18 protein-coding genes are annotated in these 25,608 nt (G+C 48.0%); 13 read left to right on the top strand and 5 right to left on the bottom strand.

Going from position 1 to position 25,608, the window contains the following annotated elements; genetic code table 11:
• Positions 1-180 precede the first annotated feature (180 nt).
• From HG547_RS13505 to HG547_RS13470, 8 genes are all read left to right on the top strand, one after another.
• On the top strand, positions 181-1,170 hold the full coding sequence (locus HG547_RS13505) for a transporter substrate-binding domain-containing protein (protein ID WP_169548105.1): 990 nt from the start codon (positions 181-183) through the stop codon (positions 1,168-1,170).
• Positions 1,170-2,657 (top strand): methyl-accepting chemotaxis protein, encoded by a 1,488-nt coding sequence (locus tag HG547_RS13500; protein ID WP_169548104.1) that lies wholly within the window; start codon positions 1,170-1,172, stop codon positions 2,655-2,657. Before HG547_RS13505 ends, HG547_RS13500 begins: the two co-directional genes overlap by 1 nt.
• Before the next feature lie 28 nt (positions 2,658-2,685).
• A complete protein-coding gene (locus HG547_RS13495; protein ID WP_169548103.1) occupies positions 2,686-5,376 on the top strand; it encodes a family 20 glycosylhydrolase in 2,691 nt (896 codons plus the stop codon).
• Positions 5,377-5,598: 222 nt separating this feature from the next.
• Complete coding sequence (locus tag HG547_RS13490) at positions 5,599-6,507, top strand: BadF/BadG/BcrA/BcrD ATPase family protein (RefSeq protein WP_169548102.1); 909 nt, start codon at positions 5,599-5,601, stop codon at positions 6,505-6,507.
• A 58-nt stretch (positions 6,508-6,565) separates the two neighbouring features.
• Positions 6,566-7,564, top strand: a complete 999-nt coding sequence (locus tag HG547_RS13485; RefSeq protein WP_169548101.1) for an SIS domain-containing protein — start codon at positions 6,566-6,568, stop codon at positions 7,562-7,564.
• A 42-nt stretch (positions 7,565-7,606) separates the two neighbouring features.
• Entirely contained in the window at positions 7,607-8,743 is a 1,137-nt protein-coding gene (gene nagA / locus HG547_RS13480) for an N-acetylglucosamine-6-phosphate deacetylase (RefSeq protein WP_169548100.1), read from the top strand.
• Positions 8,744-8,881: 138 nt separating this feature from the next.
• Positions 8,882-10,069, top strand: coding sequence for a DUF5009 domain-containing protein (locus tag HG547_RS13475; RefSeq protein WP_211164648.1), 1,188 nt, complete (start codon positions 8,882-8,884; stop codon positions 10,067-10,069).
• A gap of 339 nt (positions 10,070-10,408) precedes the next feature.
• Complete coding sequence (locus tag HG547_RS13470; protein ID WP_169548130.1) at positions 10,409-11,716, top strand: sugar MFS transporter; 1,308 nt, start codon at positions 10,409-10,411, stop codon at positions 11,714-11,716.
• A 92-nt stretch (positions 11,717-11,808) separates the two neighbouring features.
• Here HG547_RS13470 and HG547_RS13465 read toward each other — a convergent pair whose 3' ends face one another.
• The 4 genes from HG547_RS13465 to HG547_RS13450 all read right to left on the bottom strand — a co-directional run bounded on the left by HG547_RS13465 (position 11,809) and on the right by HG547_RS13450 (position 15,978).
• Entirely contained in the window at positions 11,809-12,531 is a 723-nt protein-coding gene (locus tag HG547_RS13465; RefSeq protein WP_055648319.1) for a TorF family putative porin, read from the bottom strand.
• 179 nt (positions 12,532-12,710) lie between these two features.
• A complete protein-coding gene (locus tag HG547_RS13460) occupies positions 12,711-13,082 on the bottom strand; it encodes a cupin domain-containing protein (protein WP_055648318.1) in 372 nt (123 codons plus the stop codon).
• Positions 13,083-13,095: 13 nt separating this feature from the next.
• Positions 13,096-14,586, bottom strand: coding sequence for a CoA-acylating methylmalonate-semialdehyde dehydrogenase (locus tag HG547_RS13455; RefSeq protein WP_169548099.1), 1,491 nt, complete (start codon positions 14,584-14,586; stop codon positions 13,096-13,098).
• 51 nt (positions 14,587-14,637) lie between these two features.
• Positions 14,638-15,978 carry an aspartate aminotransferase family protein gene (locus HG547_RS13450; RefSeq protein WP_169548098.1) on the bottom strand — a complete coding sequence of 447 codons (1,341 nt, stop codon included), beginning with the start codon at positions 15,976-15,978 and terminating at the stop codon, positions 14,638-14,640.
• A 281-nt stretch (positions 15,979-16,259) separates the two neighbouring features.
• Between HG547_RS13450 and HG547_RS13445 the strand changes: the two genes are divergently transcribed.
• Both HG547_RS13445 and HG547_RS13440 read left to right on the top strand, forming a co-directional pair.
• Complete coding sequence (locus HG547_RS13445; RefSeq protein WP_169548097.1) at positions 16,260-17,756, top strand: aldehyde dehydrogenase; 1,497 nt, start codon at positions 16,260-16,262, stop codon at positions 17,754-17,756.
• Positions 17,757-18,035: 279 nt separating this feature from the next.
• Entirely contained in the window at positions 18,036-18,464 is a 429-nt protein-coding gene (locus HG547_RS13440) for an OsmC family protein (RefSeq protein WP_169548096.1), read from the top strand.
• Positions 18,465-18,556: 92 nt separating this feature from the next.
• Here HG547_RS13440 and HG547_RS13435 read toward each other — a convergent pair whose 3' ends face one another.
• Positions 18,557-19,177 carry a TetR/AcrR family transcriptional regulator gene (locus HG547_RS13435; protein WP_169548095.1) on the bottom strand — a complete coding sequence of 207 codons (621 nt, stop codon included), beginning with the start codon at positions 19,175-19,177 and terminating at the stop codon, positions 18,557-18,559.
• Positions 19,178-19,801: 624 nt separating this feature from the next.
• On the opposite strand from HG547_RS13435, the gene HG547_RS13430 reads away from it, so the two are divergent.
• From HG547_RS13430 to HG547_RS13420, 3 genes are all read left to right on the top strand, one after another.
• Positions 19,802-21,040 carry an efflux RND transporter periplasmic adaptor subunit gene (locus HG547_RS13430; protein WP_169548094.1) on the top strand — a complete coding sequence of 413 codons (1,239 nt, stop codon included), beginning with the start codon at positions 19,802-19,804 and terminating at the stop codon, positions 21,038-21,040.
• Between the two features lie 13 nt (positions 21,041-21,053).
• The gene (locus tag HG547_RS13425) at positions 21,054-24,197 is read left to right on the top strand and encodes a multidrug efflux RND transporter permease subunit (RefSeq protein ID WP_169548093.1); all 3,144 of its coding nucleotides are present in this window, start codon (positions 21,054-21,056) and stop codon (positions 24,195-24,197) included.
• Between the two features lie 136 nt (positions 24,198-24,333).
• Positions 24,334-25,602: an HD-GYP domain-containing protein gene (locus tag HG547_RS13420; protein ID WP_169548092.1), complete on the top strand. Its 1,269-nt coding sequence runs from the start codon at positions 24,334-24,336 to the stop codon at positions 25,600-25,602.
• Positions 25,603-25,608: the final 6 nt, after the last annotated feature.

Raw genomic sequence — 25,608 nt, 5'->3', positions numbered from 1 at the left:
GGTACGTTTGTCTTTAATATTTGATAGTCTCTCCCCAGAAACTAGCGTTGGCTGGGTACTGTAAGCAGTGCCCAGCCATTTTTTTAGGTAGAGCGACCTTGCTTAGGATAAGCAAACAAGTTAGCGGCATTAATAAATAAAACTCGCTGGATTTTCCAGTTATAAAAGAGGCTGCGATTCATGGTTATTCATATTGCTACATTGCTTTGCAGCGTAGTGACAACTCTGGCTAAGCGTTTGTTGATGTCCATCTTGGGACTCTGGCCGAGCGTTATGCTGTGTGCGTTGAGTTTCACCGCGATAGCCGCTGTGGAGCAAATGTCGTTCACGCTTACTAATGCTGCTTTTGCGGCTGGCACTTCTTCGGCAAGCAATCCCACTCCTATCAAGATAGTGACTACCATCCAACAGCAATGGCAGTTTAATCTGCTTAAAGAGGCGCTGCGCCGCTCCGGCAAGCCGTATCAAGTAGAACAAATGTCGACGCAGATGAACCAAAAACGCAATGCAGAAGAAGCACTTGCCGGCACTGTTGACGTATTTTGGAGCATGACTTCCAAAGAGCTTGAGGAAACCATGCTGCCCGTACGGATCCCACTGTTTAAGGGATTGCTTGGTAACAGATTATTAATTATCCGTAAGAGTGATGAGGCTAAGTTTGCCAACGTAAAAACACTGGCGGATTTTAAACAATTAACCGCTGGGCAAAACCGTTATTGGCCCGATGCGAGCATTCTCGAAGCCAATGGTGTGCCGTTGGTAACGAGCTATCAGTACACCAATCTATACCCTATGTTAGAAGGTGGACGGTTCGACTACCTTGCGCTTGGCGCACAGGAAATCGGCGATGAACTTGCGAGCCACCCCGATCCCGCACTTAAGATTGATAGCCATATCCTGCTGCAATATCGCTCTCCGGCCTATTTTTTTGTCTCACCAAAACGCCCCGAGTTAGCTGAGGCAATCTTAGCGGGGCTTGAACACATGATTAGCGACGGTAGCTTCGATGAAATGTTTAATCGTGAACTTAAGATTGAGCAGCTCTACCGTGATGCGCAGTTTGAGCGGCGCGTGATTATCCGCTTAGATACGCCAGATTTACATCCCTTAACGCCGATTGAACGCCAGGAGCTGTGGTTAGATCTATTTAGTATGCAAGGTGCAACATAATGAAAAATTTAGCCTTAAAAGTACAAATTGGGCTAGCTGCGGCGATATTTATGATAGTGAGCGCCTTGTTTGGGGCGTCCTATTGGTTGGCGAGCAATAAGTTAATGAGCAGCGAAATGGCCTTTGAAGACAATACGGTCGCTAATCTGCAAGTCACAATGGCACAGCCGATTTTTACCTACGATTACGAACAGATCCGGGCTGTATTATCCGTCATGTTAAAGTCTGAACAAATTTATCAAATTACTGTTGTGGATCATCGCGGTAAGCTGCTCGCAGAGGATAAACAAGCCGAGGCAGTTGCCGTCAACTATCTACAAACAAGAGAGTTACAGTTTAGCGACCAAGGTAATCCTACCGGACGCTTAACCATTACTTTTTCCATTTTGCCCGTAAAAGCGCAGTTATCCGAGTTGTTGCTGAGCTACTTTATACAGGCTTTGTTGATTTTAGCGGGCAGCCTCTTCGTTATTTTCATTATTTTAAAGCGTTTAGTGATCACCCCATTAGATAAGGTTGTCACCGCGTTAGAAGAGATTGCTAATGGTGATGGCGATTTAAGTCATCGATTACCCGTTGAAACTGAAGATGAAATTGGCAAACTCGCCAATGCTTTCAACGGCTTTGTCGAACACATTCACGGCACGATTTCAAGGGTGCATGAAACCTCGGGTCTGCTATTGGGCGATGCTAAAGCGCTGGGCACGTTGTCGCAAAGCAACAATCAAAGGGTGCAAGCTCAGCTTAAAGAAACCGAAGCCGCAGTCACGGCTGTGACTCAATTGAGTGCCAGTGCAAATGAAGTGGCCATCAATGCTAAACGTACAGCCGATGCGGCAACCCAAGCCGATAGAGCGGTTGACGATGGTCAGCGTCAGTTTGACTCGGGCTTAGCCATTACTCGCCAACTTGCGGCTGAGTTAGCACGTTCGGCTCAGTCGGTGTCGCAGTTACAACAGGAAACGCAGCGTATTGATGAAGTTGTGGTGGTGATCAACAGCATTGCCGAACAGACTAATCTACTCGCCCTAAATGCCGCCATCGAGGCTGCCAGAGCGGGTGAGCAGGGGCGTGGTTTTGCCGTTGTTGCCGATGAAGTGCGCTCTTTAGCGAGTCGCACCCAACAGGCGACGGGTGAAATCCAAAAAATGATCCAACAGGTGCAAAGCCGAGTTGCCGAAACCGTGAATGTGATGCAATCGAGTCAGACTCTCTCCAATCAAGGGGTCAACCGTTCGGAAGAAATTAAGCTCGTTCTATCTAAAGTGACTGATTTAGTTTCAAATATCAGTAATATGAATATCGAAGTTTCCCATGCGGCGCAGGAGCAAACCTGTGTCACCGAAGCGATTTCTCGTACATTAAATGATCTTGCCAATGTCTCAGGTTCAGCCTCCCTCGATAGTCAGCATCTAGCACAATCGAGTGAGCGACTGTTTCACCAAGGGGAAAGACTGCGGACGTTAGTAACTTCCTTCAGATTGTAGCCATTTCTGAAGCTAGAAAAGGAATATCATGAATAAAACGATTGCCGCCACCGCCATTTTATTTGCATTAGGTTTAAGTGCCTGTAGCCAAGCGCCTAAAACAGTGAATGTGCCAGTGCCAAGCTCAGCCGAGCTCGCCACGCCTGCGTCATTAACCCAAGCACAATTGCAGCAGTTTGGGGATACCTTGGGCGTGAGTTATCGCGTGCTCACCAACCGACCCGATAATAACTGTGATAAAGCCGCCGCTGAAGGTCGTTGTTTTGTGGCTGAGATTGATTTTGTCCCTGGCGTTGATCTCGAAGGTCACGACTGGGCGATTTATTTTAGCCAGATGCGTCCGGTGCAATCGGTTGAAGGCAAAGAGTTCTCCATCACTCATATCAAGGGCGATCTTTATCGGATAACGCCTACTGAGGCATTCAGCGGTTTTAACAAAGGGGTTAAAAAGACCTTAAGGTTCCGTGGTGAGCTTTGGCAACTGTCTGAAACCGATGCCATGCCAAACTACTACATCGTTGCTGGGGATTTATCGCCAGTGGTGATTGCCAGCACGAAAGTGCAGCAAGATCCTGAGACTCGAATGGAAGTGCGTCCCTATGTTGAGCCGTTCACCGATATGGTGAAACAGTATCGCCGTACTGATGCGGATAAATTAGCGCCTGCGACGCCTGCGCATTTGTTTAGCAATAATCAACAGGTCAGTGCAGATTCCAGCTTAGCGGTCAATACCATTATTCCTTCGCCGCAAAAAGTGACGATCCATTCTCACGATAAAGCGGTATCACTCACCTCTGGCATTAAATTGGATGTCGCGTCAGTATTGAGTCCATCCGCTGAAAATCAGTCTTTTAAAACCGAGCAAGTGGCTGCGGCGCTTGAACGCTTAGCACGTTTGGGCGTTAAAGAGTCAGAACAAGGCTTAGTGGTGAAACTGAGCTGGCGCCAAGGCGCAGAGAGCAGTTATCTGCTGGATATCAAACCTGATGGTATCAAGGTTGCCGCAGGTGATGCGGCAGGATTTTCCTATGCGTTATCATCGCTTGCCAGTTTGATTGATGTGCAGGATTTGCGCGTAAATGCGATGACTATTGAAGATAGCCCAAGATATCCATTCCGCGGTATGCATATCGATGTGGCCCGTAATTTCCACAGTAAGGCGATGATTTTTGCACTGATAGATCAAATGGCGGCTTACAAACTCAACAAATTACATCTGCATATGGCCGATGATGAAGGTTGGCGCTTAGAGATTGATGGCCTGCCTGAACTGACCGATATTGGTAGTAAGCGTTGCCACGATCTTGAGGAAACTACCTGTTTGTTACCGCAGCTTGGCAGTGGTCCTGTTGCGGAGTCGAGTGTTAATGGTTTCTATAGCAAACAAGACTATATCGATATTCTCAAATACGCCGATGCGCGCCAAATTCAAGTGATCCCTTCGATGGATATGCCAGGCCATAGCCGCGCGGCGATAAAATCCATGGAGGCGCGTTATCGTAAATTACTCGCCCAAGGTAAGCCTACTGAGGCGAAAACCTATTTGTTGTCGGATGCGGCTGATACAACTGTGTATTCTTCGGTGCAGTATTACAACGACAACACTTTGAACGTCTGTATGGAATCGACCTATCAGTTTGTCGATAAAGTGATTGATGAAATTGCCAAATTACACCAAGCCGCGGGTCAACCATTAACTCGATACCATATCGGCGCCGACGAAACCGCTGGGGCGTGGAAGAAATCTCCGGAGTGTTTATCCTTTGTAGCCAATAACGATAAAGGCGTTAAATCTATCGAGGATTTAGGCGCTTACTTTATTGAGCGGATATCGAATCAACTGGCGGAAAAAGGCATCGAAGCCGCAGGTTGGAGTGATGGCATGAGCCATGTTCGCCCAAGCTATATGCCTGCGAAAGTCCAATCCAATATTTGGGATGTGATTGCCTATAAAGGATATGAGCATGCCAATCAGCAAGTGAACAACGGTTGGGATGTGGTGCTCTCGAATCCTGAAGTGCTTTATTTTGATTTTCCCTACGAAGCCGATCCTAAAGAGCATGGCTATTATTGGGCAAGCCGCGCCACCAACGCGCACAAAGTGTTTAGCTTTATGCCGGATAACTTAGTGGCGAATGCGGAGCAGTGGACCGACTTGCAAAATCTGCCTTTCGAAGCCGACGATAGGGCAAGAATCGATGAGAAAGGCAAAAAATCTGGACCACGGGAGCAAGGTAAAAACTTTGCTGGTTTACAGGGGCAGTTGTGGAGTGAAACCATTCGCAGCAACGATACCGTTGAGTACATGATTTTCCCTCGTTTATTGATGCTGGCTGAGCGTGCTTGGCATCAAGCAGAGTGGGAAGTGCCTTACCAATATCAAGGTGCATTGTATAACCAAAGCACTGGACACTTTACTGCGGCAATGCGTGACGCGCAGGCACAATCTTGGCAGCAAATGGCCAATACCTTAGGGCATAAGGAGTTTATTAAACTCGATAAAGCGGGTATCGATTACCGAGTGCCGACTGTCGGCGCCGAGATCCGTGACGGTAAACTGTTTGCCAACGTGGCTTATCCAGGACTTAAGATTGAGTGGCGGCAAGCGAGTGGGCAATGGCAATCCTATCAAGCAGGGCAGGCGGTAACTGCGCCTGTTGAGATCCGTGCTATTGCTGCTGATGGTATCCGCAAAGGCAGAAGCTTAATCGTTAATTAATCTGTTATTTATCTGGCTGTATTTTAAAAGAAAAATACAGCCTTTTTCTTTTTCACTTTCAGTCAATTCTTTCGCCTGACATTTGATTAGAAATTGCTTCAAAAAGTAAATGACAACGCTGTCATTTTTGCTGTAACATTGAGTTAACTAAAGTTGAGTGTCGTATTAACGGCATAAGTATAAGCAACGGTAGCGCTGCATTAAGAGATGAAGAGGGATGTCATGGGGTTAGTCCAGACAAAAGATCAACAACTGTTTATCGGTGTTGATGGGGGCGGCAGTAAGTGCCGAGCCACTATCTATACTGCGGACGGTACCGTTTTAGGGACAGGTGTTGCTGGGCGAGCTAATCCGCTGCATGGTCTTGCACAAACATTTGCATCTATTGAAGCATCGACTCGCCAAGCTTTGCTTGATGCGGGCATGAAGGAAACCGATAGCCATTTACTCGTCGCGGGCTTAGGGCTGGCAGGAGTCAATGTGCCGCGCCTGTATCAGGATGTAATCAGCTGGCAGCATCCGTTTGCCGCCATGTATGTCACTACGGATCTTCATACCGCTTGTATCGGTGCACACCGCGGCGCGGATGGTGCGGTGATCATTACGGGCACAGGCTCCTGCGGTTATGCCCATGTAGGTGATGACAGCTTAAGTATTGGCGGACACGGTTTTGCGCTGGGCGATAAGGGCAGTGGGGCTTGGTTAGGGCTCAAAGCCGCCGAGCATGTGTTACTCGCCCTCGATGGCTTTGCCGCGCCGACTGCTTTAACCAAGATGCTGTTAAACCATTTTGGGGTAAGTGATGCCTTGGGCATCGTCGAGCATCTCGCCGGTAAGTCTTCGAGTTGCTATGCCGAATTAGCCAGAAGCGTACTCGATTGTGCAAACGCTGGTGATGAAGTCGCTCGCGGGATTGTGCAGGAAGGGGCCGATTACATCAGTGAAATGGCACGCAAGCTGTTTAGCCTCAATCCGGTGCGTTTCTCGATGATCGGTGGCCTTGCCGAACCTTTACAGGCGTGGCTTGGCAGCGATGTGGTGGCCAAGATTTCTGAAACCTTAGCGCCGCCAGAATTGGGTGCCATGTACTTCGCTCAGCAGCAATTTAACTCAGTCAACATTAATGAATAAGCCGTTTTAGCGCATCAGTGCTAAAGCAATACCCGTATTGATTTGTAAGGTAAATAACATGACAAACACTATTATGGAGCAAGAAGCTCGCACCGCGCCGCAGAAGATTGCGGGTCAGTTAGCCGCTAACGCCGATTTAATGCAGCAGTTAGGTGAAAAACTGCGTGCTTTCGATCCCCGTTTTGTGATGATTGTGGGCCGTGGTTCATCGGACCATGCGGGTGTATTTGCTAAATATCTTTTTGAAATCGAAGCGGGTGTCCCCACCTTTGCCGCCGCGCCTTCAGTGGCTAGCGTTTACGGTAAGAGCTTGAAGTTAGAAGGCGGATTAGTGATTGTGATTTCGCAATCTGGCCGCAGCCCTGATATTTTAGCCCAAGCGCGTATGGCGAAAAATGCAGGCGCGTTTTGTGTGGCGTTAGTAAACGATGAAACCGCGCCTATCAAGGATATCGTCGATGTCGTGGTGCCACTACGTGCAGGCGAAGAGAAAGCCGTTGCCGCAACTAAGAGCTACCTTGCAACCCTGTCGGCGATTTTACAATTAGCCTCGGCGTGGACGCAGAGCGAATCCCTCGCCGCCGCAGTTAACTCCTTACCGCAAGCACTGCAAACTGCGGTGGATACGGAACCACAATTGACTCCAGCATCGGTTGAAAACGTGAAAAACTTAGTCGTACTAGGCCGTGGTTTAGGTTATGCCGTGTCTAAGGAAATCGCACTTAAGTTAAAAGAAGTGTGTTCTATCCATGCCGAAGCCTTTAGTAGCGCTGAGTTCCTCCATGGTCCTGTGACCTTAGTGGAGAAAAAACTCACGATTGTGGATGTCTGCATTGGCGATGAGTCGTACGCTAGCCATATCGAACAGATTGAAAATGTGAGTCAACGTGGCGCAGATTTAGTGCATTTAAACCAAACATCGACGGATATTCACCCACGTGTTGCGCCGTTAGCCTTGCTACAACGTTTTTATATTGACGTGGCAGCAGTCGCGATTGCCCGTGGTATTGACCCTGACCAACCCGCTGGGCTGAAAAAAGTCACTCAAACGCTGTAATGGATGGCCGTTGTGCCGCAGTAATTTGAAAAGAGGTTTGGGATGAAATTCACCTTAATTGCCAAGCAACTGTTTGATGGTGAAGCCTTCCATCGGGATGTGCCTGTCACCATTGAAGATGGTCTGATAGCCAGCTTAGACACCGCATCGGGTGCTAAGGAAATTCGCTATCCAGGCACCCTAGTGCCAGGTTTTATCGATGTGCAAGTTAACGGCGGTGGCGGCGCGTTATTCAATAGCAGCCCAACGGTTGCTTGCATTGAAACCATAGGTAAGGCACATGCTCGCTTTGGTACCACTGGCTTTTTACCTACGCTTATCACCGATGATGTGCAGGTAATGGCCAAGGCTGCCGATGCGGTTGCCAGTGCGGTCGCGCAAAAGAGTGCTGGCGTATTAGGCGTACATTTTGAAGGCCCGCATCTTTCGGTACCTAAAAAAGGCGTGCATCCACAAGGTTTTATCCGTGAGATCACCGAGGCTGAATTGGCGATTTTTTGCCGTCAGGATTTAGGGATTCGAGTGGTGACCTTAGCGCCTGAAAATGTCTCCCCCGAGGTGATCCGCCTGTTGGTGGAGTCTGGCGTTAAAGTGTGTTTGGGCCACTCCAATGCGGACTACGATACCGTTGTCGCGGCATTAGCGGCGGGGGCGACAGGCTTCACTCACCTCTACAATGCCATGTCACCCTTAGGTTCCCGTGAGCCTGGCGTGGTGGGCGCGGCGATTGAGAGTGAAACCGCTTGGTGTGGTTTGATTGTCGATGGCCACCATGTGCATCCAGCTGCCGCAAGGGTCGCCCTGCGCGCTAAACCCCGTGGCAAAGTGATGCTGGTGACCGATGCCATGCCGCCAGTAGGCATGGATGATGAAACCAGCTTTGAGCTGTTTGGTACTCAGGTACTGCGTGTCGGCGATAGATTAAATGCGGTGACGGGTGAACTGGCGGGCTGTGTGTTAGACATGGCGACCGCGGTTGAGAACAGTGTGAAGATGCTTGGTTTACCGCTTGGTGAGGCCTTGAGAATGGCGTCTTTGTATCCTGCCGAGTTCCTTGGCATTGCCGAGAGCGTCGGTCGATTAGCCGTAGGGCAGCGTGCCGATTTAGTGCTGCTAGATAATCAACACAAAGTGCTGGCCAACTATATTGCTGGAAATGCGGTTTATGTTCGCCCTTAGTCTGGGGTGAGTCAGTAAAGCGTTAACCTTGGCCCTTGTCGTATTTTGATGACAGGGGCTAAGTTTTTTTATTGTACAGTCTGCATTTTGCTCAAAAGTTATAAAATAATTTAAATAACAATAATAAAGGATAATGGTATGAGTACGACTGCGCCGGGATCTATCGCCAATACGGGCGTTAATGCTCAGGAGGCTGCCGCGAAAAAGAGTCAGTCAAAACCGCGGTTGATGTCCCTTGATGCCCTGCGTGGCTTTGATATGTTTTGGATTTTAGGTGGCGAAGCCCTATTTGGCGCCTTGCTTATGTTGACTGGCTGGGCGGGCTGGCAATGGGGTGATACCCAAATGCACCATAGTGAGTGGCATGGGTTTCGCTTCTATGATTTGATTTTTCCGCTGTTTATTTTCCTCTCCGGTGTTGCCCTTGGATTATCGCCAAAACGCTTAGATAAACTGCCGATGCATGAGCGTATGCCTGTGTATCGCCACGGGATTAAGCGGCTGTTTCTTCTTTTATTGCTTGGGATTCTTTATAACCATGGTTGGGGAACTGGGGCGCCTGCCGATCCTGAAAAAGTCCGTTATGCCAGCGTATTAGGTCGAATTGCCTTTGCGTGGTTTTTTGCCGCCTTGCTGGTGTGGCATACCAGTTTACGGACCCAAGTGTTGGTGGCCTTGGGCATATTAGTGGCCTATGGCGCGATGCAGCTCTGGTTGCCGTTTCCTGGTGGACAGGCGGGTGTGTTATCACCGACTGACTCTATCAATGCTTATGTGGATAGCCTATTGCTGCCGGGTGTGAGCTATCAAGGACGAACGCCCGATCCTGAAGGCGTGTTATCGACGCTGCCTGCCGTAGTCAACGCCTTAGCGGGTGTGTTTGTCGGTCATTTTATTGTGAAATCCCATCCTAAAGGGGAGTGGGCTAAGGTTGGCCTATTGAGCGTTGCCGGTGGTGTTTGTTTAGCCCTAGGCTGGTTGCTGGATGGGGTTATTCCCGTCAATAAAGAACTGTGGACCAGCTCTTTTGTGTTGGTCACAACTGGTTGGAGCATGCTGCTGTTAGCGCTGTTTTATGCCCTAGTGGATGTGCTGAAATGGCAAAAGCTCGCCTTTATTTTTGTGGTGATAGGCACTAACGCCATCATTATTTATCTGGCCTCCAGCCTAGTGGATTGGAAGTATATCGCCCTGAGTGTGTTCGGTGGCGTTATCGCGGCATTGCCGGAAAATGCTCAGCCCTTAGGAGCTGTGATTGGCTTGCTCACCGTTCAATGGTTAGTGCTGTATTGGATGTATCGTCGCAATATTTTTGTGCGGATTTAATCTTTCGTTATTTTGTGCTTTCAACAGGCCGCAGAGTAAACTCTGCGGCTTTTTTATTTCACATGAGTTATTCGTCATATGTGTCTTTTGCTTTAAATCAGTAGTGAGTGAAAGTTTAGGAGCCACAGTGGCGCTTAACGCGATATTTTAGGATTAAATCGTAAATGACAGCGTTGTCTTTTTGTGTTGTTTGTTTTAACATCACTGAAACAATGGTGGGTTCGAATGATAACATTAGCCATTGCAGATGAGTTGCAATAGGGATGTGTGCAATACTCAGCGGATTTTTGTCCCGCAATCACCTTAAAATTAATTACTATAAGAAGCAGGTTTATGGAAATGACACTCGATAAAAGCCAGCAGAAAAGCAGTTTTATCCCCATGGCGATAGTGGCAGCACTCTTTTTCATCCTCGGGTTTGCAACTTGGTTGAATGGTTCTTTAATGCCCTATTTAAAACAAATTTTGCAACTCAATCCCTTCCAAGCTTCATTAATCCTGTTTTCTTTCTATATCGCGGTGACCTTTACTGCACTGCCCTCGGCGTGGCTTATCCGTAAAGTGGGCTACAAAAATGGGATGGCCTTGGGCATGGGCGTGATGATGCTCGCGGGTTTACTGTTCATTCCAGCGGCGAAGACTCAAATCTTCGCCCTATTTTTATTTGCCCAATTAGTTATGGGGGCGGGGCAGACGTTACTGCAAACCGCAGTAAATCCTTATGTTGTTCGTCTTGGGCCTGAAGAGTCTGCGGCGGCGCGTGTTAGCGTGATGGGTATTTTGAACAAAGGTGCGGGGGTGATTGCACCGTTAGTGTTCTCTGCGTTGATTTTAGATAGTTTTAAAGACCGTATCGGCACAACATTAACGCAAGTACAAATTGATGAAATGGCCAATAGTTTGGTTTTTCCTTACTTAGGCATGGCGGTGTTTATCGGTGTTTTAGCCTTGGCGGTGAAAAAATCCCCATTACCAGAATTATCTAATGAAGATGAAGTCGCTGAGCATACAGATAAAAGCCAGATTAAAGCGGCGTTGTCTCACCCTAACTTAGCATTTGGTGTGTTGGCATTGTTTGTGTACGTAGCGGTAGAGGTGATCGCTGGCGATACTATAGGTACCTTTGCGTTATCTTTAGGCGTTGAGCATTACGGGGTCATGACCTCATACACTATGGTTTGCATGGTGCTGGGTTATACGCTGGGGATTATCCTTATCCCTCGCATTATTTCTCAACCGACAGCGCTGATGATTTCCGCAATTTTAGGCATATTACTCACCTTAGGCATTCTGTTTGGGGATAACAATTCCTACGCTATTGCTAACACTTTGTTGGTGCCTTTTGGGGGCGTAGCTTTACCTGATACCTTGCTATTGATTGCTTTCTTAGGATTAGCCAATGCGATTGTGTGGCCTGCCGTATGGCCTCTTGCTTTGTCGGGCATGGGCAAATTGACGAGTACGGGTTCTGCGCTCCTTATCATGGGGATTGCCGGCGGTGCGTTTGGTCCAGTGTCTTGGGGGTTAATGAGTTCGGCAACCGAAATGGGGCAGCAGGGCGGGTATATGGTGATGTTACCTTGTTATCTGTTTATTCTCTTCTATGCAGTCAAAGGCCATAAGATGCGCAGTTGGTCTTCAAATTAATAATACATTCATGACAAAAATAACTAAGCCCTCGAAAGAGGGCTTTTTAATGACTTTTGTACTAGGGTGTTTTGTCTAATGAGATAACCCTATTAGAAAGCGTAACTAACGCTCGCGAGGACGGTATCGTCGTTTTGGTATACACCGTCAGAGACTTTTTGATCGCCACTTAAATCTGTGCCAAGCCAAGCAAGTGAAAGGCCAAATCCCATTAATTCCGTGGAGACACCAACAGAATAGTCGGAGTAACTATCGAAGCCTTCACCATCATCTAATGCATCGCCAACGTTGTAGCCGTAATGCAGATCGAGATTCCAGTTTTCGACAAACTCATAGGAATAATTGACTTCACCGTAGTGGTAATCTAAATCAGTGCCACCGTAGTCATTGGTATACCAATAGGCTACGCGAAATCCGCTAAACTCGACGCCAGCCGTTACTTCGAAATAGCCAAGATCACTCTCGCCCGAATAGTTATAGCGGTTCAGTGTTACGTCGTAGCTGACGTTATCATTGATATCACCACCGTAGGCAACATAGAAGTCATACTCAACATCTGGGCCATTATAACCAGGTTCATCAAAGTCGACGTTACTGGCCCAGGCGCCGACGGAAAATCCTGATTCAAAACTCCAGTCTATTCCACCTTGTACAGCGGGATCTCCAGCGGTTTGCGAGACACCGCGGAAGCGATAATCGTTAGTTAAGCTAATCTCACCAGACACTTCTGCACTGGCTATGCTGGAAAATAAGCTGGTAGTAAGCGCGAGTCCAGCAAGTTGTGCTAGCCGTTTTTTCTGTAGGTTGTTATTCACGGTATTTCTCCCATTTTCTTGATTGACACGGATGCACAAGCTTCTTTTATGTTTTAAAACAGGTTGGTACATCCGATAATTTGCCAAACAACAGCCAAGGAAACTCCGTTGCTGTGACCTCATGGCGGTAAAGCTAACTCACTTTAACTTTGTTCATTGAGGCAAAATGCACCTCTGTATTACTGTGAGTTTTGTTCGAAGATGACATACACCTTGCGACAGGGGGTGACGACTTGCCACACACCTTGAAATCCCGCTGGAATAATAAAGCGATCACCTACGCTAAAGGTTTGAGATTGTCCCTCAAGATCGGTAATCACACTGGTTCCTTCGAGAATTTCACAATACTCATATTCAGTGTAGTTGATTTTCCAAGCGCCTGATTCACTTTGCCAAATTCCACTATGGAATTGATTACAAGGGCTGGAGTAGTGGTTTTGCAATTGCTGAGTTGGATTGCCTGCAATACGCTTTTCAGGGGCGACTTGATAGCTCTCCACTGGCGATTGTGCGCTGGCAAAGCGAATGATTGATGTGACGCTCACTGTCATAAATGGCTCCGGATTATTTCATGGTGGGCATAACAAACTCAGCTTGAGTCTGTTTGCCTACAGGCCAGCGAGCGGTAATGGCTTTGCGTTTGGTATAAAAACGAACACCATCAGGGCCATGCATATGCAAAGGTCCAAAGAGTGAGCGTTTCCAGCCGCCAAAGCTATGGAAAGCCATCGGTACGGGGATTGGCACGTTAACGCCGACCATACCCACCTGCACATGGTGACAAAAATGACGGGCAGCCTCACCGCTTTGGGTGAAAATGGCGGTGCCGTTGCCAAATTCATGTTGGTTGATAAGTGTAAGTGCACTGGGATAATCGTTGACTCGAACAATAGATAGCACAGGGCCAAAGATTTCTTCGCGATAGATCCGCATATCCGGCGTGACATGGTCGAATAAACACGCCCCTAAGAAGTAACCTTGTTGATGATCGGCAACGGTTAATTGTCGGCCGTCTACCAGTAAGGTTGCTCCTTCCTGAACTCCAGTTTCTACATAGTCAGTGACTTTGGCTAAGTGTTGTTTAGAAATAAGGGGGCCCATTTCCATCTCTGGCGTGAGGCCATTGCCCACTTTTAATTGTTGGATTTGTGGTAATAACTTGTCGACCAGTTTATCGCCCACATCGCCCACAGCCAACACCACCGATATCGCCATACAACGCTCGCCCGCACTGCCGTAGGCCGCGCCCATCAGTGCGCTTACCGCTTGATCTAAATCCGCGTCTGGCATCAGCAGCATATGGTTTTTGGCACCGCCTAAGGCTTGTACCCGTTTACCGTGTTTGGATGCGGTGCTGTAGATATACTCAGCGATTGGAGTGGAACCAACAAAGCTTATGGCTTGCACATCTGGATGAGTGAGCAGGGTATCGACGGCCTCTTTGTCGCCATTGATCACGTTAAACACTCCATCAGGTAAGCCAGCTTGTTTGAGCAACTCGGCAATCCGCATCACTGAACTTGGATCTTTTTCTGAGGGTTTCATAATAAAGGTGTTGCCGCAGGCAATGGCGATTGGGAACATCCACATGGGAACCATCACGGGGAAGTTAAAGGGCGCTATGCCAGCGACAACACCTAAAGCTTGATTAACGGACCAGGAATCTACACCACCACCAACCTGCTGCGTGTGCTCCCCTTTGAGTAAGTGCGGGATACCACAGGCAAATTCAACGACTTCGAGGCCGCGGATAAGCTCTCCTTTGGCATCATCGAGCACTTTGCCGTGCTCTAGGGTGATGAGCTGCGCCAGTTCATCCATATGTTGTTCGACTAACGCTTTGAATTTAAAAAGCACACGGGCGCGATTAAGGGGCGTTACCTGTGACCAAGTCTCAAAGGCTGCTTTGGCGATGGCAATAGCGGCAGCGACTTCATCGCTGCTGGCGAGGGATACTTGACCTCGGCATTCGCCGGTGGCAGGTTCAAAAATATCTTGGCTTCTTGTACTCGCTGGAGTGTGTTGGCCATTCACATAGTGGGTAATCTTAAGCATAGCTAACCTTTCTTTTCCCTAATTTCTGGGCGTGTGATTGAAAATGGTGCATCATCCAACGGCATAAATAGCATCGCTGAGACTATTTACCATTTGGTCAATTTGATGTTTCTCAACAATGAGTGGTGGGGACATGGCGATAATATCGCCTGTTGCCCGCACGAGCGTGCCTTGATGAAAACAGCGCTCGAACACCCGATAACCGCGTTTGCCAACGCCTTCGTTATTAGGTGCAAGCTGGAAACCCGCAACTAATCCGGTGTTGCGAATATCAATCACATTGGGTAACCCCTTGAGGCTATGAACAGCCTCTTCAAAATAACGTTCAAGCTCGAAACTACGTTCAAACAACTGCTCATTTTCATAGATGGAGAGCGTGGCGAGTGCTGCAGCGGCAGCGACTGGATGGCCCGAGTAGGTATAACCGTGGAAAAATTCAATCAGTTCGGTTGGCCCTTGCATGCAAGTATCGTGGATATAATCCTGCACAAACACGGCGCCCATGGGGATGGCACCATTATTAATGGCTTTGGCTGTGGTGATTATGTCGGGGATAACGCCCCAGCGCTGACTAGCGAATGCGGCACCTACACGGCCAAATGCGGTAATAACTTCATCAAAAATCAACAGAATGCCGTATTTTTGGGTAATTTCGCGTAGGCGCTTTAAGTAACCTTGTGGCGGTAAAATCACCCCTGCCGAACCCGACATAGGTTCAACAATAACGGCAGCAATATTTTCGGCGCCATGGAGTGTGACTAATTGCTCTAACACTTCGGCTTTTTCTGCCCCAAGGTTAGGTAAGCCACGGCTAAAGGCTGAATTTTGAATATCTAAAGTGTGAGGCAGGTGATCCACGCCTTGCAATAGCTGGCCGCTGAAGGCTTTGCGATTATTGCTTAAACCACCCACGGAGATCCCACCAAATCCTACGCCATGGTAACCCATTTCTCGGCCAATAAAGCGGGTGCGTGACGCTTGGCCATTAGCTCTGTGGTAGCAAAGTGCCATTTTAAGGGCGGTATCTACCGACTCAGAGCCTGAGTTGGTAAAGAATACTTTGTTGAGTCCTTCTGGACTCAGTTCGGTTAAACGCTCTGCCAATTCAAAAGCGATGGGATGGCCCATTTGGAAGGAGGGGGCGTAATCCATCTCGCGGATTTGTTTGCTGACGGCCTCACTTATCTCACGTCGACCATGGCCCGCATTACAACACCATAATCCCGCGGTTGAGTCTAATACCTTGTTGCCATTGATATCGGTGTAATACATGCCTTCAGCTTTGGCGAGTAATCGAGGGCTCGCTTTAAATTGGCGATTGGCGGTAAAAGGCATCCAATAGTGTTCAAGTGAAGGATGCTCGTGGGCGAGATTGTTGGGTGAGTCGGGCATAGATGTTTACCTTGTCCTTTTCCTTGTTAAATGGGGGCAGGTCTTCGTTAAGGGTGGCTAATATTTGCTATGCTATGTTAGAAATAATGAACATGGAAGAGGCGTGTGCAGTTATTTGTGGCAAAAATGCTATTTTTGTAAAAAATATTGAATTTTGATGTCTTAAAAGCGTAATCTAGGCTGCAGTTACAGCCTTAGGTCATCTTTGGCAGTTGTTAGTCGAGATAGCCCTTATCCTAATAAAGATAAAATAAACGAATACAAACGATTAAGAGGTCATCATGAGTACACCTAAAACACGGAGCGATTGGGAAAACCTCGCTGCAAGCCTAACAATCAATGGCAAGGGTTTTATTAACGGCGAGTATCGGGATGCGGCATCAGGCAAAACCTTTGATTGCATCAGTCCAATCGATGGTCGTTTATTAGCACAAGTTGCCAGTTGCGATTTGATGGACGCCAATATCGCCGTGGCTAATGCTCGTGAGGTTTTTGAGTCTGGGGTATGGTCAAAGGCTACGCCTGTTAAACGTAAACAAGTGATGATCCGCTTTGCCGAGTTATTGGAAGAAAATGCCAATGAACTCGCTCTGTTAGAAACGTTGGATATGGGTAAACCGATACGTTTTTCAAAGGCGGTAGATATTGCGGGCGCTGCCCGTGCTATTCGTTGGTCGGGGGAAGCCATTGATAAACTCTACGATGAGCTGGCGCCGACGGCACATAATGAAATCGGCATGATTACTCGCGAACCCGTGGGCGTGGTGGCAGCGATTGTGCCTTGGAATTTCCCGCTGCTAATGGCCTGTTGGAAGTTAGGCCCAGCACTCGTGACGGGGAACAGTGTTATCCTTAAACCCTCTGAAAAATCACCGCTCACCGCCATTCGTATTGCCGAACTTGCCGTTCAAGCTGGGATCCCTAAAGGTGTACTAAACGTGCTCCCCGGTTATGGTCATACCGTCGGCAAAGCACTGGCGCTGCATATGGACGTGGATACCTTAGTCTTTACTGGCTCAACAAAAATCGCTAAGCAATTAATGATTTATGCGGGCGAGTCGAATATGAAGCGCGTGTGGTTAGAGGCGGGCGGTAAAAGCCCGAACATCGTATTTAACGATGCGCCCGATCTTAAAGCAGCGGCTGTGGCTGCCGCTGAAGCCATTGCTTTTAACCAGGGTGAAGTTTGTACTGCGGGCTCACGCTTGCTGGTGGAAACTGGTGTTAAAGATCAGCTGATTGCACTTATAGCAGAAGAGCTCGCCTCGTGGCAGCCTGGGCATCCACTGGATCCTGCTACCGTTAGCGGCGCAGTGGTCGATAAGCAGCAATTAGATACCATCTTAAGCTATATCAAGGCGGGCCAAGATGAGGGCGCGAGCTTAGTGCATGGTGGACAACAAGTGCTGGCCGAAACGGGCGGTGTGTATGTGCAGCCAACGGTATTTTCAAATGTGAAAAACCAAATGAAAATTGCCAGTGAGGAAATCTTTGGCCCTGTATTATCTGTCATTGAATTCAATGGTATGGAGGAGGCGATAGCGATCGCTAACGATACCATTTACGGTTTAGCGGCAGGTGTTTGGACAGCTGATATCAGCAAGGCGCATAAAACGGCTAAAGCATTGCGTAGTGGTATGGTGTGGATTAACCATTATGATGGCGGTGATATGACGGCACCTTTCGGTGGATATAAGCAATCGGGTAATGGCCGAGATAAATCTCTACACTCCTTTGATAAATACACTGAAATCAAGGCAACGTGGATAGTGCTATAAGTGGATAGTGCTATAACGCATACTTGGGCCTCTTTCAATGTTATTGGAAGGGGCCTTTTATTGCCTTTTTTACTTCGATGTTTTGGATTTTCATTGGTTTGCTGTGCAGAATAACTGACATTTATCGCGATTTTATTAAAACCTTACACTCTAGATATCTAGGTTAAACCCATACACCGACTTCCTAACCTGACTTTATAAACTGTGATCTTCGCTTGTGACTTTTCATGTTAACACTATTAGAATAATCTGATTGAAAAAAAACTAATGGAGTTTGTTATGGCTGAAAAAGTTGTTGAAGTCACCACACATATGGGAAGCGGTTGGAAGGTTACAGCGCAGGTGCGGGAGCATTTGCTGGTTATTGATCAACCCAGCGCTACCAATGAAGGAGCTAACCCCTTAGAGACCTTTTTATTCTCGCTTGGTGGCTGTATTTCGGCGATAGCTAAGATGGTTGCGCGTGAACGTAATATCACTATTCACCGGTTTGATGTGCATGTGAGAGCCGTGATGAATTCGGCGGGATTATTAGGCCAACCCTCGGACGATCCTGTTGGATTTAAAGAAATCGCCATCAATGCCAGCATAGACGCCGACTTAACCGATGCAGAAAAGAATGAGTTTTTAGATACTGTGTGTAATCGTTGTCCCGTCCATGACAATCTGCTGCGTCCAAGTCTGGTCACTCATCAAGTCCAGTGTTAACTCGATACTCATCTCGATTTTTTTAGCGTCTTAAAAGCATAAACCCCAGTGTTCACTGGGGTTTATGTCAATCGTTATATGCTAATCGCCTATCAGGCGTTATTTTTCGGAAAGTTAGCTAACACTAACTCCGCCACTTTACGTAATTCATTGGGGCAAATGCCATTGGTTGCTTGTACGGCCATGCCTTGTAGCACTGTGCCAATATACCGAGACAGCAGCAGCGGATCGGCATCTTCGGGGAGATCGCCCTCATCCTTTGCTCGTTGCAGGCGTTCGCATAATGCTTGCTCACCATCACGGCGACGGGTGATTAGGGTTTCTTTAATGGCTTGTCCAGCTTCACTACAGGCGAGAGCGCCTTGCACAATTAAACAACCATGGGGTTGGTTTTCATCCACTAAGGAAGATGCTGCGCCATAGAGCATGGACTCAACCACTTGATAGGCTGTTTCTTTTTCAAGCGAAGGATAGAAAAAGGCACAGGGACGCTGCTCGTATAACTCGATCGCTTTCAGAAACAACTGCTCTTTGTTACCAAAGGCGGCATATAGGCTGGGTTTGTTGATGCCCATGGCCTGAGTGAGATCGGTTAACGATGTACCTTCAAAACCTTTTCGCCAGAAGACTTCTAAGGCTTTGGCTAATGCATCGTCGGCATCGAAGGCTCGTGGGCGACCTACGCAGGGCGTCTGGGTGACGGTTGACATCATTAGGCTCCTCAATTCTCAATTGCCCCTAGGATAGACATGGGTTTAGCTCATGTCCAGCCACTCTTGCCTGCTGTCTGCGGGTTAGGTGCGTAACTCACCAAAATATATCGTCCATTCAAGCTCACATAGCACGTTCGCTGTGGCTAGGGCGTGTTGACGTTTCAGGGTTATTTTTGCAGCAATTTGGCTGACTTTTATGCAAGGCAAAGTCCGTGCAGTGTAGTTATTCTACATAAACGGACGATAACGCGGCAGAAAAGCCAGCCAAATGCTGCCCGAAGGGTTCGTATGGCAAGCCCTTGCTCTTTGTCACTCGTCATTTGAGTAGAATAACTACACATCATTCCTCGTTTCGCGAGCACGAGCTTGCCAGAACGAACAAAATCTAATCTCGAAACGTCAACACGCCCTAATTACCTCAAAGGCTTAACTGCATGGTTTCAAGCTGGCACAAAATTAAATACCTGTCGGTACAAAAATAAGTTGACAGGGTCATTTTACACTATATATTACCGCTCAGTACATAATATTTTTTACCAGTCGGTATTTATTGGTGTTGACCGAGTGTCCATCACTGATGTCTGTCTTAAACGAGATAAATGCCTGCCACATGAGGATTGTAAAATGAAAAGTAACCCATCTTTACGGATATTGATGTTGACTGCCGTGGCGGCGTTTGTCCTTTCGGCCTGTGGTGAACCAGCTGCACAGCAAAGCCCAGCTCAAGGTGCTCCTAAGGTCGATGTTGCGCAGGTATTGCATGAGCGCGTTACCGAGTGGGATGAATTTACCGGCCGTTTGCAGGCGCCAGAAAGTGTGACCTTAGTGCCACGCGTGTCTGGTTATATCGCGTCGGTAAACTTTAAAGAAGGCGCTTTAGTGAAAAAAGGCGATGTGCTATTCCGTATCGATGCGAGTGTGTTCGAAGCGGAAGTGGCCCGGTTAAAAGCAGATCTTGCTAGCGCGCTCTCTGCTGAGCAACTGGCCACTAACGACTTAGAACGTGCTCGCAAGCTCTTTGCCCAAAAGGCGGTATCTGCAGAATTACTCGATACCCGTGAGTCTAACAAACGTCAAACCACGGCGGCCGTGGCCTCTGTGAAAGCGGCGCTGCTGCGCGCCGAGTTGGACTTAGATTACACCCAAGTGCGCGCGCCGATTGATGGCCGAGCCTCCTACGCCAATGTCACTGCGGGTAACTATGTGTCTGCGGGGCAGAGTGTGTTAACCAGCTTAGTGTCGACCGCCAGCATGTATGCCTACTTCGATGTGGATGAGCAAACCTATCTGAAATACGTCAAGTTAACTGCCGAGAAAAAGCGTAAAGACCCTCGTGCCGGCGACAATCCCGTGTATATGGCGCTGGCTAACGAACGCGAATATCAACACATAGGTCTAGTGGACTTTGTCGATAACTCGATGGACAGACAGACGGGCACTATTCGAGTACGTGCCACGTTTAGCAATGAAGACAACAGCTTGCTCCCTGGTCTGTTCGCCAGATTACGTACCGCAGGTAGTGGCGCCTACGACGGCATCTTAATTGACGATAAAGCCGTAGGCACGGATCTGAACAACAAGTTCGTCTTAGTGGTGGCAAACGATGGCACCGTGGAGTATCGCGGTGTCACCCTAGGTGAAAAAGTTCAAGGTTTACGCATTGTTAAGCAAGGTTTAGCGGCAGACGACAAAATCGTCGTCAATGGCATGCAAAGGGTTCGTCCTAAGATGCAAATTGAGCCACACCTGGTTGATATGGCCGACAGCGAACAGCTAGAGGCGCTTCGTCAAGCTCAATTACTGCTTGATAAACATCAAGAAAATATCACCACTCCAGACGTTGAAGTAGCGAGCCGCGGTTAAGGAATCCAACAGAATGTTGTCGCAGTTTTTTATTAAAAGACCGATATTTGCAGCCGTTCTCTCGCTGCTGTTTTTTATCACAGGGGCGATTGCCGTCTGGCAATTACCCATTACCGAATACCCTGAAGTGGTGCCACCAACGGTCGTGGTCACCGCCAATTACCCTGGCGCTAACCCTAAAGTCATCGCCGAAACGGTTGCCTCGCCCTTAGAGCAGGAAATTAACGGCGTCGAAGACATGCTGTATATGTCATCGCAGGCGACGTCCGATGGACGCATGACCTTAACCATCACCTTTGCGATTGGCACCGATGTGGACAGAGCGCAAACCCAAGTACAGAGCCGGGTAGACCGTGCTATGCCGCGTTTGCCGCAGGAGGTTCAACGCCTCGGGATTGTGACAGAAAAATCATCGCCAGACTTAACCATGGTGGTGCATTTACTGTCGCCAGATAACCGTTATGACATGCTGTATTTGTCTAACTACGCGGCGCTCAACGTAAAAGATGAGTTAGCACGCATCAAAGGCGTGGGCGCGGTGCGTTTATTCGGTGCGGGCGAATATAGTCTGCGGATCTGGCTTGACCCGAATAAAGTCTCGGCGCTTGGCATGTCGCCAACTGAAATTATCGCCGCCGTACGTGAGCAAAATCAGCAAGCGGCAGCGGGCAGTTTAGGGGCGCAGCCTAGCGGTAATGCCGACTTCCAACTCTTGATTAACGTTAAGGGGCGTCTGACTGAACTGTCAGAATTCGAAGATATTATCATCAAGGTTGGTCAAAACGGTGAGGTGATCCGTCTTAAGGATGTGGCGCGTGTCGAACTCGGTGCAACGAGTTATGCGCTGCGTTCATTGCTGGATAACAAGGATGCGGTAGCGATCCCGGTGTTCCAAGCATCAGGCTCGAATGCGATTCAAATCTCCGACGATGTGCGCGCCGAAATGGCAAGACTGGCGAAGTCATTCCCCGAAGGGCTGCAATACGAAATTGTGTACGATCCGACCGTGTTTGTGCGTGGTTCTATCCAAGCGGTGGTGAAAACCTTGCTCGAAGCCGTGCTCTTAGTGGTGTTAGTGGTGGTGCTGTTCCTCCAGACTTGGCGCGCTTCGATTATTCCACTGGTGGCCGTGCCTGTGTCTTTGGTGGGAACCTTCGCCTTTATGCACTTGATGGGCTTCTCGCTTAATGCGCTGTCGCTGTTTGGTCTGGTGCTGGCCATCGGGATTGTGGTCGACGATGCCATTGTGGTGGTAGAAAACGTCGAGCGAAATATCGCTTCGGGTTTAAGCCCATTTGCCGCAACACAAAAAGCCATGAAGGAAGTGACTGGGCCGATTGTGGCAACCACTTTAGTGTTGGCCGCGGTGTTTATTCCTACCGCCTTTATGAGCGGATTAACGGGGCAGTTCTATAAACAGTTTGCGCTAACTATCACGATTTCGACCTTTATCTCGGCCATTAACTCGCTTACCCTGAGCCCCGCGTTATCGGCGCTGTTACTCAAGAGCCATAATGCGCCAAAGGATAGTTTAACTCGTCTAATGGACAAGTTGTTCGGTGCTTGGTTGTTCACGCCTTTTAACCGCTTATTCAACCGTGCATCAGAGGGTTATGGCTATTTAGTGCGTAAGGTGATCCGTTTTGGCGGCATTATCGGACTGGTGTATCTGGGCATGGTTGCGCTGACGGGTGTGCAATTTGTGAATACTCCAACGGGTTATGTGCCAGGACAGGATAAACAGTATTTAGTGGCATTTGCCCAATTACCGGATGCGGCCTCACTCGAGCGTACCGATGCGGTGATCAAGAAAATGTCCGACATCGCCTTAAATCACCCCGGTGTGGCGCACTCTATTGCCTTCCCCGGCTTGAGTATCAACGGTTTTACCAATAGTCCTAACTCGGGTGTCGTGTTTGTTGCCTTAGATGATTTTGAGTTACGTAAGCGTCCTGAACTGTCGGCGAATGCGATTGCCGGCCAATTAAATCAGCAATTTGCTGGTATTCAGGATGCGTTTATTGCCATCTTCCCGCCGCCACCTGTGCAAGGCCTCGGCACTATTGGAGGGTTCCGTCTGCAAATTCAAGACAGAGCCAACCTTGGTTATGAGGCCTTGTATCAGGTGACCCAACAAGTAATGTACAAGGCGTGGGCCGATCCACAATTAGCGGGGATTTTCTCTAGCTATCAAGTGAACGTGCCACAACTTGAACTGGATATCGATCGGACTAAAGCGAAACAGCAGGCAGTGTCGCTCGATCAAATTTTCCAGACATTACAAACCTATATGGGCTCGACCTATGTCAACGACTTTAATCGTTTCGGTCGAACCTATCAGGTGAATATGCAGGCCGACGAAGCATTCCGTCAAAGCCCGCAGCAGATTAGTCAGCTAAAAGTGCCGAATGTGAATGGCGATATGATCCCACTCGGCTCCTTTATCAATGTGAGCCAGAGTGCGGGGCCCGATCGTGTGATGCACTATAACGGTTTCACCACGGCTGAGATTAACGGTGGCCCAGCACCCGGTGTGAGTTCGGGTCAAGCGCAGGCGGCGATTGAGAAAATCCTCGCCGAGACCTTGCCGATAGGCATGACCTACGAGTGGACTGAGCTGACCTATCAGCAAATCCTCGCCGGTAACACAGGTTTGTTAGTGTTCCCTCTGGTGATCCTGCTGGTGTTTATGGTGCTCGCCGCCCAGTATGAGAGTTTGAGTTTGCCATTGGCGATTATCTTAATTATCCCAATGACCTTACTCTCGGCGCTCAGTGGCGTGCTTATCTATGGCGGTGATAATAATATTTTCACCCAGATTGGTCTTATCGTGCTCGTGGGCTTAGCGACCAAGAACGCGATTCTGATTGTCGAATTTGCCAAAGAAAAACAAGACCATGGTATGGAAGTGATGGAGTCGATTCTCGAGGCGGCGCGCTTACGTTTACGCCCCATCTTGATGACCTCTATCGCCTTTATTATGGGCGTGGTGCCCATGGTGTTTTCGACAGGCGCGGGGGCTGAAATGCGTCAAGCCATGGGCGTGGCAGTATTTGCCGGCATGATTGGGGTGACGCTGTTTGGTTTGATCCTTACACCATTGTTTTACTATGCCTTAGCAAAACGCGCCCGTCATAGTACAGCATCAGAGGTCTAACTTGGTTGTGTCATAAGTTCTATTTTATATCGATAAAAAAGGCCTGAAATTTCAGGTCTTTTTTGTATTTTGCAGATAATTATCAAGGTATTGACTATATTTTAGCGAGGAACAAATAATTAATTAGGAATATTCAATGAATGCCTTTCAGCCCCATGACTTCAAAGTCAATATTGATGTAAGGCATGCTTTATTAGCCGTTGCGACGGCATTAGATTTTGTTGGGGTAGACGATTTGCACCACGGACATCGGGTTGGCTATATGGCTTACGAATGTGCGAATGTGCTCGGCTGGTCCGATGAAAAAAAGCAGTTCGCCTATTTTGCCGGACTTATTCATGATTGCGGCGTTTCTTCCTCCGAAGAGCACTTACGTCTGCTCAAATTAATGCAGCCAGAAGATGCCCAGTGCCATAGTCAACGTGGCTATGAGGCATTGCTTAAATGCCCGATTTTAGATGTTTTTGCGCCTGTCGTTCTTTACCACCACACACCTTGGCTTGAGTTGCAATCCCATGAGCTTTCCGTATTTGACCGTGATATTGCAGCACTGATTTTCTTAGCGGATCGTACCGACTTTTTAAGAGCCAGATATACGCATGGTTGTCATGAGGAGCTGATTACATTGCATGAAAGTATGGTAGCTGAAAATTTAATGGCCCACAGCGGAACCTTATTTGAGCCAGAAATGGTCAAGGCGATGTGCCAGTTAGTTAAAAAAGATGGCTTTTGGTACAACATGGATGCCAGCCACATAGAGTTATTAGGTTTAGAATTTGAGGCGAATAATTTTTACGACAAAGAGTTGGATTTAGAAGGGGTAAAGCAATTGGCGCGATTTCTTGCTCGGATTGTCGATGCAAAGAGTCCCTTTACATTTCACCATTCAGAAAAAGTCGCACTGTTAGCAAAATTAGTGGCAAAGGACTGCGGTGTATCAGATACCGATGCTGAATTATTGTACGTTGCTGGATTATTACATGATGTCGGTAAGCTCAAAACGCCTGACCTATTGCTGCATAAAGAAGGCAAATTAACAAAGGAAGAATATTCGATTGTCAAACGTCATACCGTTAATACAGAGCATACTTTACATCGTTTTTTTCCTAAGTCTGTAATAGGCGAATGGGCCTCAAATCACCATGAACGTCTCGATGGTTCAGGCTATCCCTTCAGTAAACAGCAGGAACAATTAGATTTACCTTCGCGTATTCTTGCTGTGGTCGATGTTTTTCAGGCGTTGACTCAAAAGCGACCCTATCGAGGCTCTTTATCGCTATCAGAGATTGGCGACATTATGCAGCCCATGGTCGATAAAGGGCAGTTAGATGCAGGTGTTTACAGCATTTTGTTGGCAGATATAGATAATTTTTATCAATTATCAACCCAAGAATTTTCAGCTTAATATTCA

The organism is Shewanella sp. DNRA4, assembly GCF_012843185.1.
Classification (GTDB): Bacteria; Pseudomonadota; Gammaproteobacteria; order Enterobacterales; family Shewanellaceae; genus Shewanella; species Shewanella xiamenensis.
Note: the sequence above shows the minus strand (reverse complement) of the source record. Positions and strands in the feature narration are given on the sequence as shown.

Excerpts from the sequence above, each read along its gene's own strand:
- HG547_RS13505 (WP_169548105.1), top strand. The coding sequence starts at position 181 with ATGGTTATTCATATTGCTACATTGCTTTGCAGCGTAGTGACAACTCTG.
- HG547_RS13500 (WP_169548104.1), top strand. The coding sequence starts at position 1,170 with ATGAAAAATTTAGCCTTAAAAGTACAAATTGGGCTAGCTGCGGCGATA.
- HG547_RS13495 (WP_169548103.1), top strand. The coding sequence starts at position 2,686 with ATGAATAAAACGATTGCCGCCACCGCCATTTTATTTGCATTAGGTTTA.
- HG547_RS13490 (WP_169548102.1), top strand. The coding sequence starts at position 5,599 with ATGGGGTTAGTCCAGACAAAAGATCAACAACTGTTTATCGGTGTTGAT.
- HG547_RS13485 (WP_169548101.1), top strand. The coding sequence starts at position 6,566 with ATGACAAACACTATTATGGAGCAAGAAGCTCGCACCGCGCCGCAGAAG.
- nagA (WP_169548100.1), top strand. The coding sequence starts at position 7,607 with ATGAAATTCACCTTAATTGCCAAGCAACTGTTTGATGGTGAAGCCTTC.
- HG547_RS13475 (WP_211164648.1), top strand. The coding sequence starts at position 8,882 with ATGAGTACGACTGCGCCGGGATCTATCGCCAATACGGGCGTTAATGCT.
- HG547_RS13470 (WP_169548130.1), top strand. The coding sequence starts at position 10,409 with ATGACACTCGATAAAAGCCAGCAGAAAAGCAGTTTTATCCCCATGGCG.
- HG547_RS13460 (WP_055648318.1), bottom strand. The coding sequence starts at position 13,082 with ATGACAGTGAGCGTCACATCAATCATTCGCTTTGCCAGCGCACAATCG.
- HG547_RS13455 (WP_169548099.1), bottom strand. The coding sequence starts at position 14,586 with ATGCTTAAGATTACCCACTATGTGAATGGCCAACACACTCCAGCGAGT.
- HG547_RS13450 (WP_169548098.1), bottom strand. The coding sequence starts at position 15,978 with ATGCCCGACTCACCCAACAATCTCGCCCACGAGCATCCTTCACTTGAA.
- HG547_RS13445 (WP_169548097.1), top strand. The coding sequence starts at position 16,260 with ATGAGTACACCTAAAACACGGAGCGATTGGGAAAACCTCGCTGCAAGC.
- HG547_RS13440 (WP_169548096.1), top strand. The coding sequence starts at position 18,036 with ATGGCTGAAAAAGTTGTTGAAGTCACCACACATATGGGAAGCGGTTGG.
- HG547_RS13435 (WP_169548095.1), bottom strand. The coding sequence starts at position 19,177 with ATGATGTCAACCGTCACCCAGACGCCCTGCGTAGGTCGCCCACGAGCC.
- HG547_RS13430 (WP_169548094.1), top strand. The coding sequence starts at position 19,802 with ATGAAAAGTAACCCATCTTTACGGATATTGATGTTGACTGCCGTGGCG.
- HG547_RS13425 (WP_169548093.1), top strand. The coding sequence starts at position 21,054 with ATGTTGTCGCAGTTTTTTATTAAAAGACCGATATTTGCAGCCGTTCTC.
- HG547_RS13420 (WP_169548092.1), top strand. The coding sequence starts at position 24,334 with ATGAATGCCTTTCAGCCCCATGACTTCAAAGTCAATATTGATGTAAGG.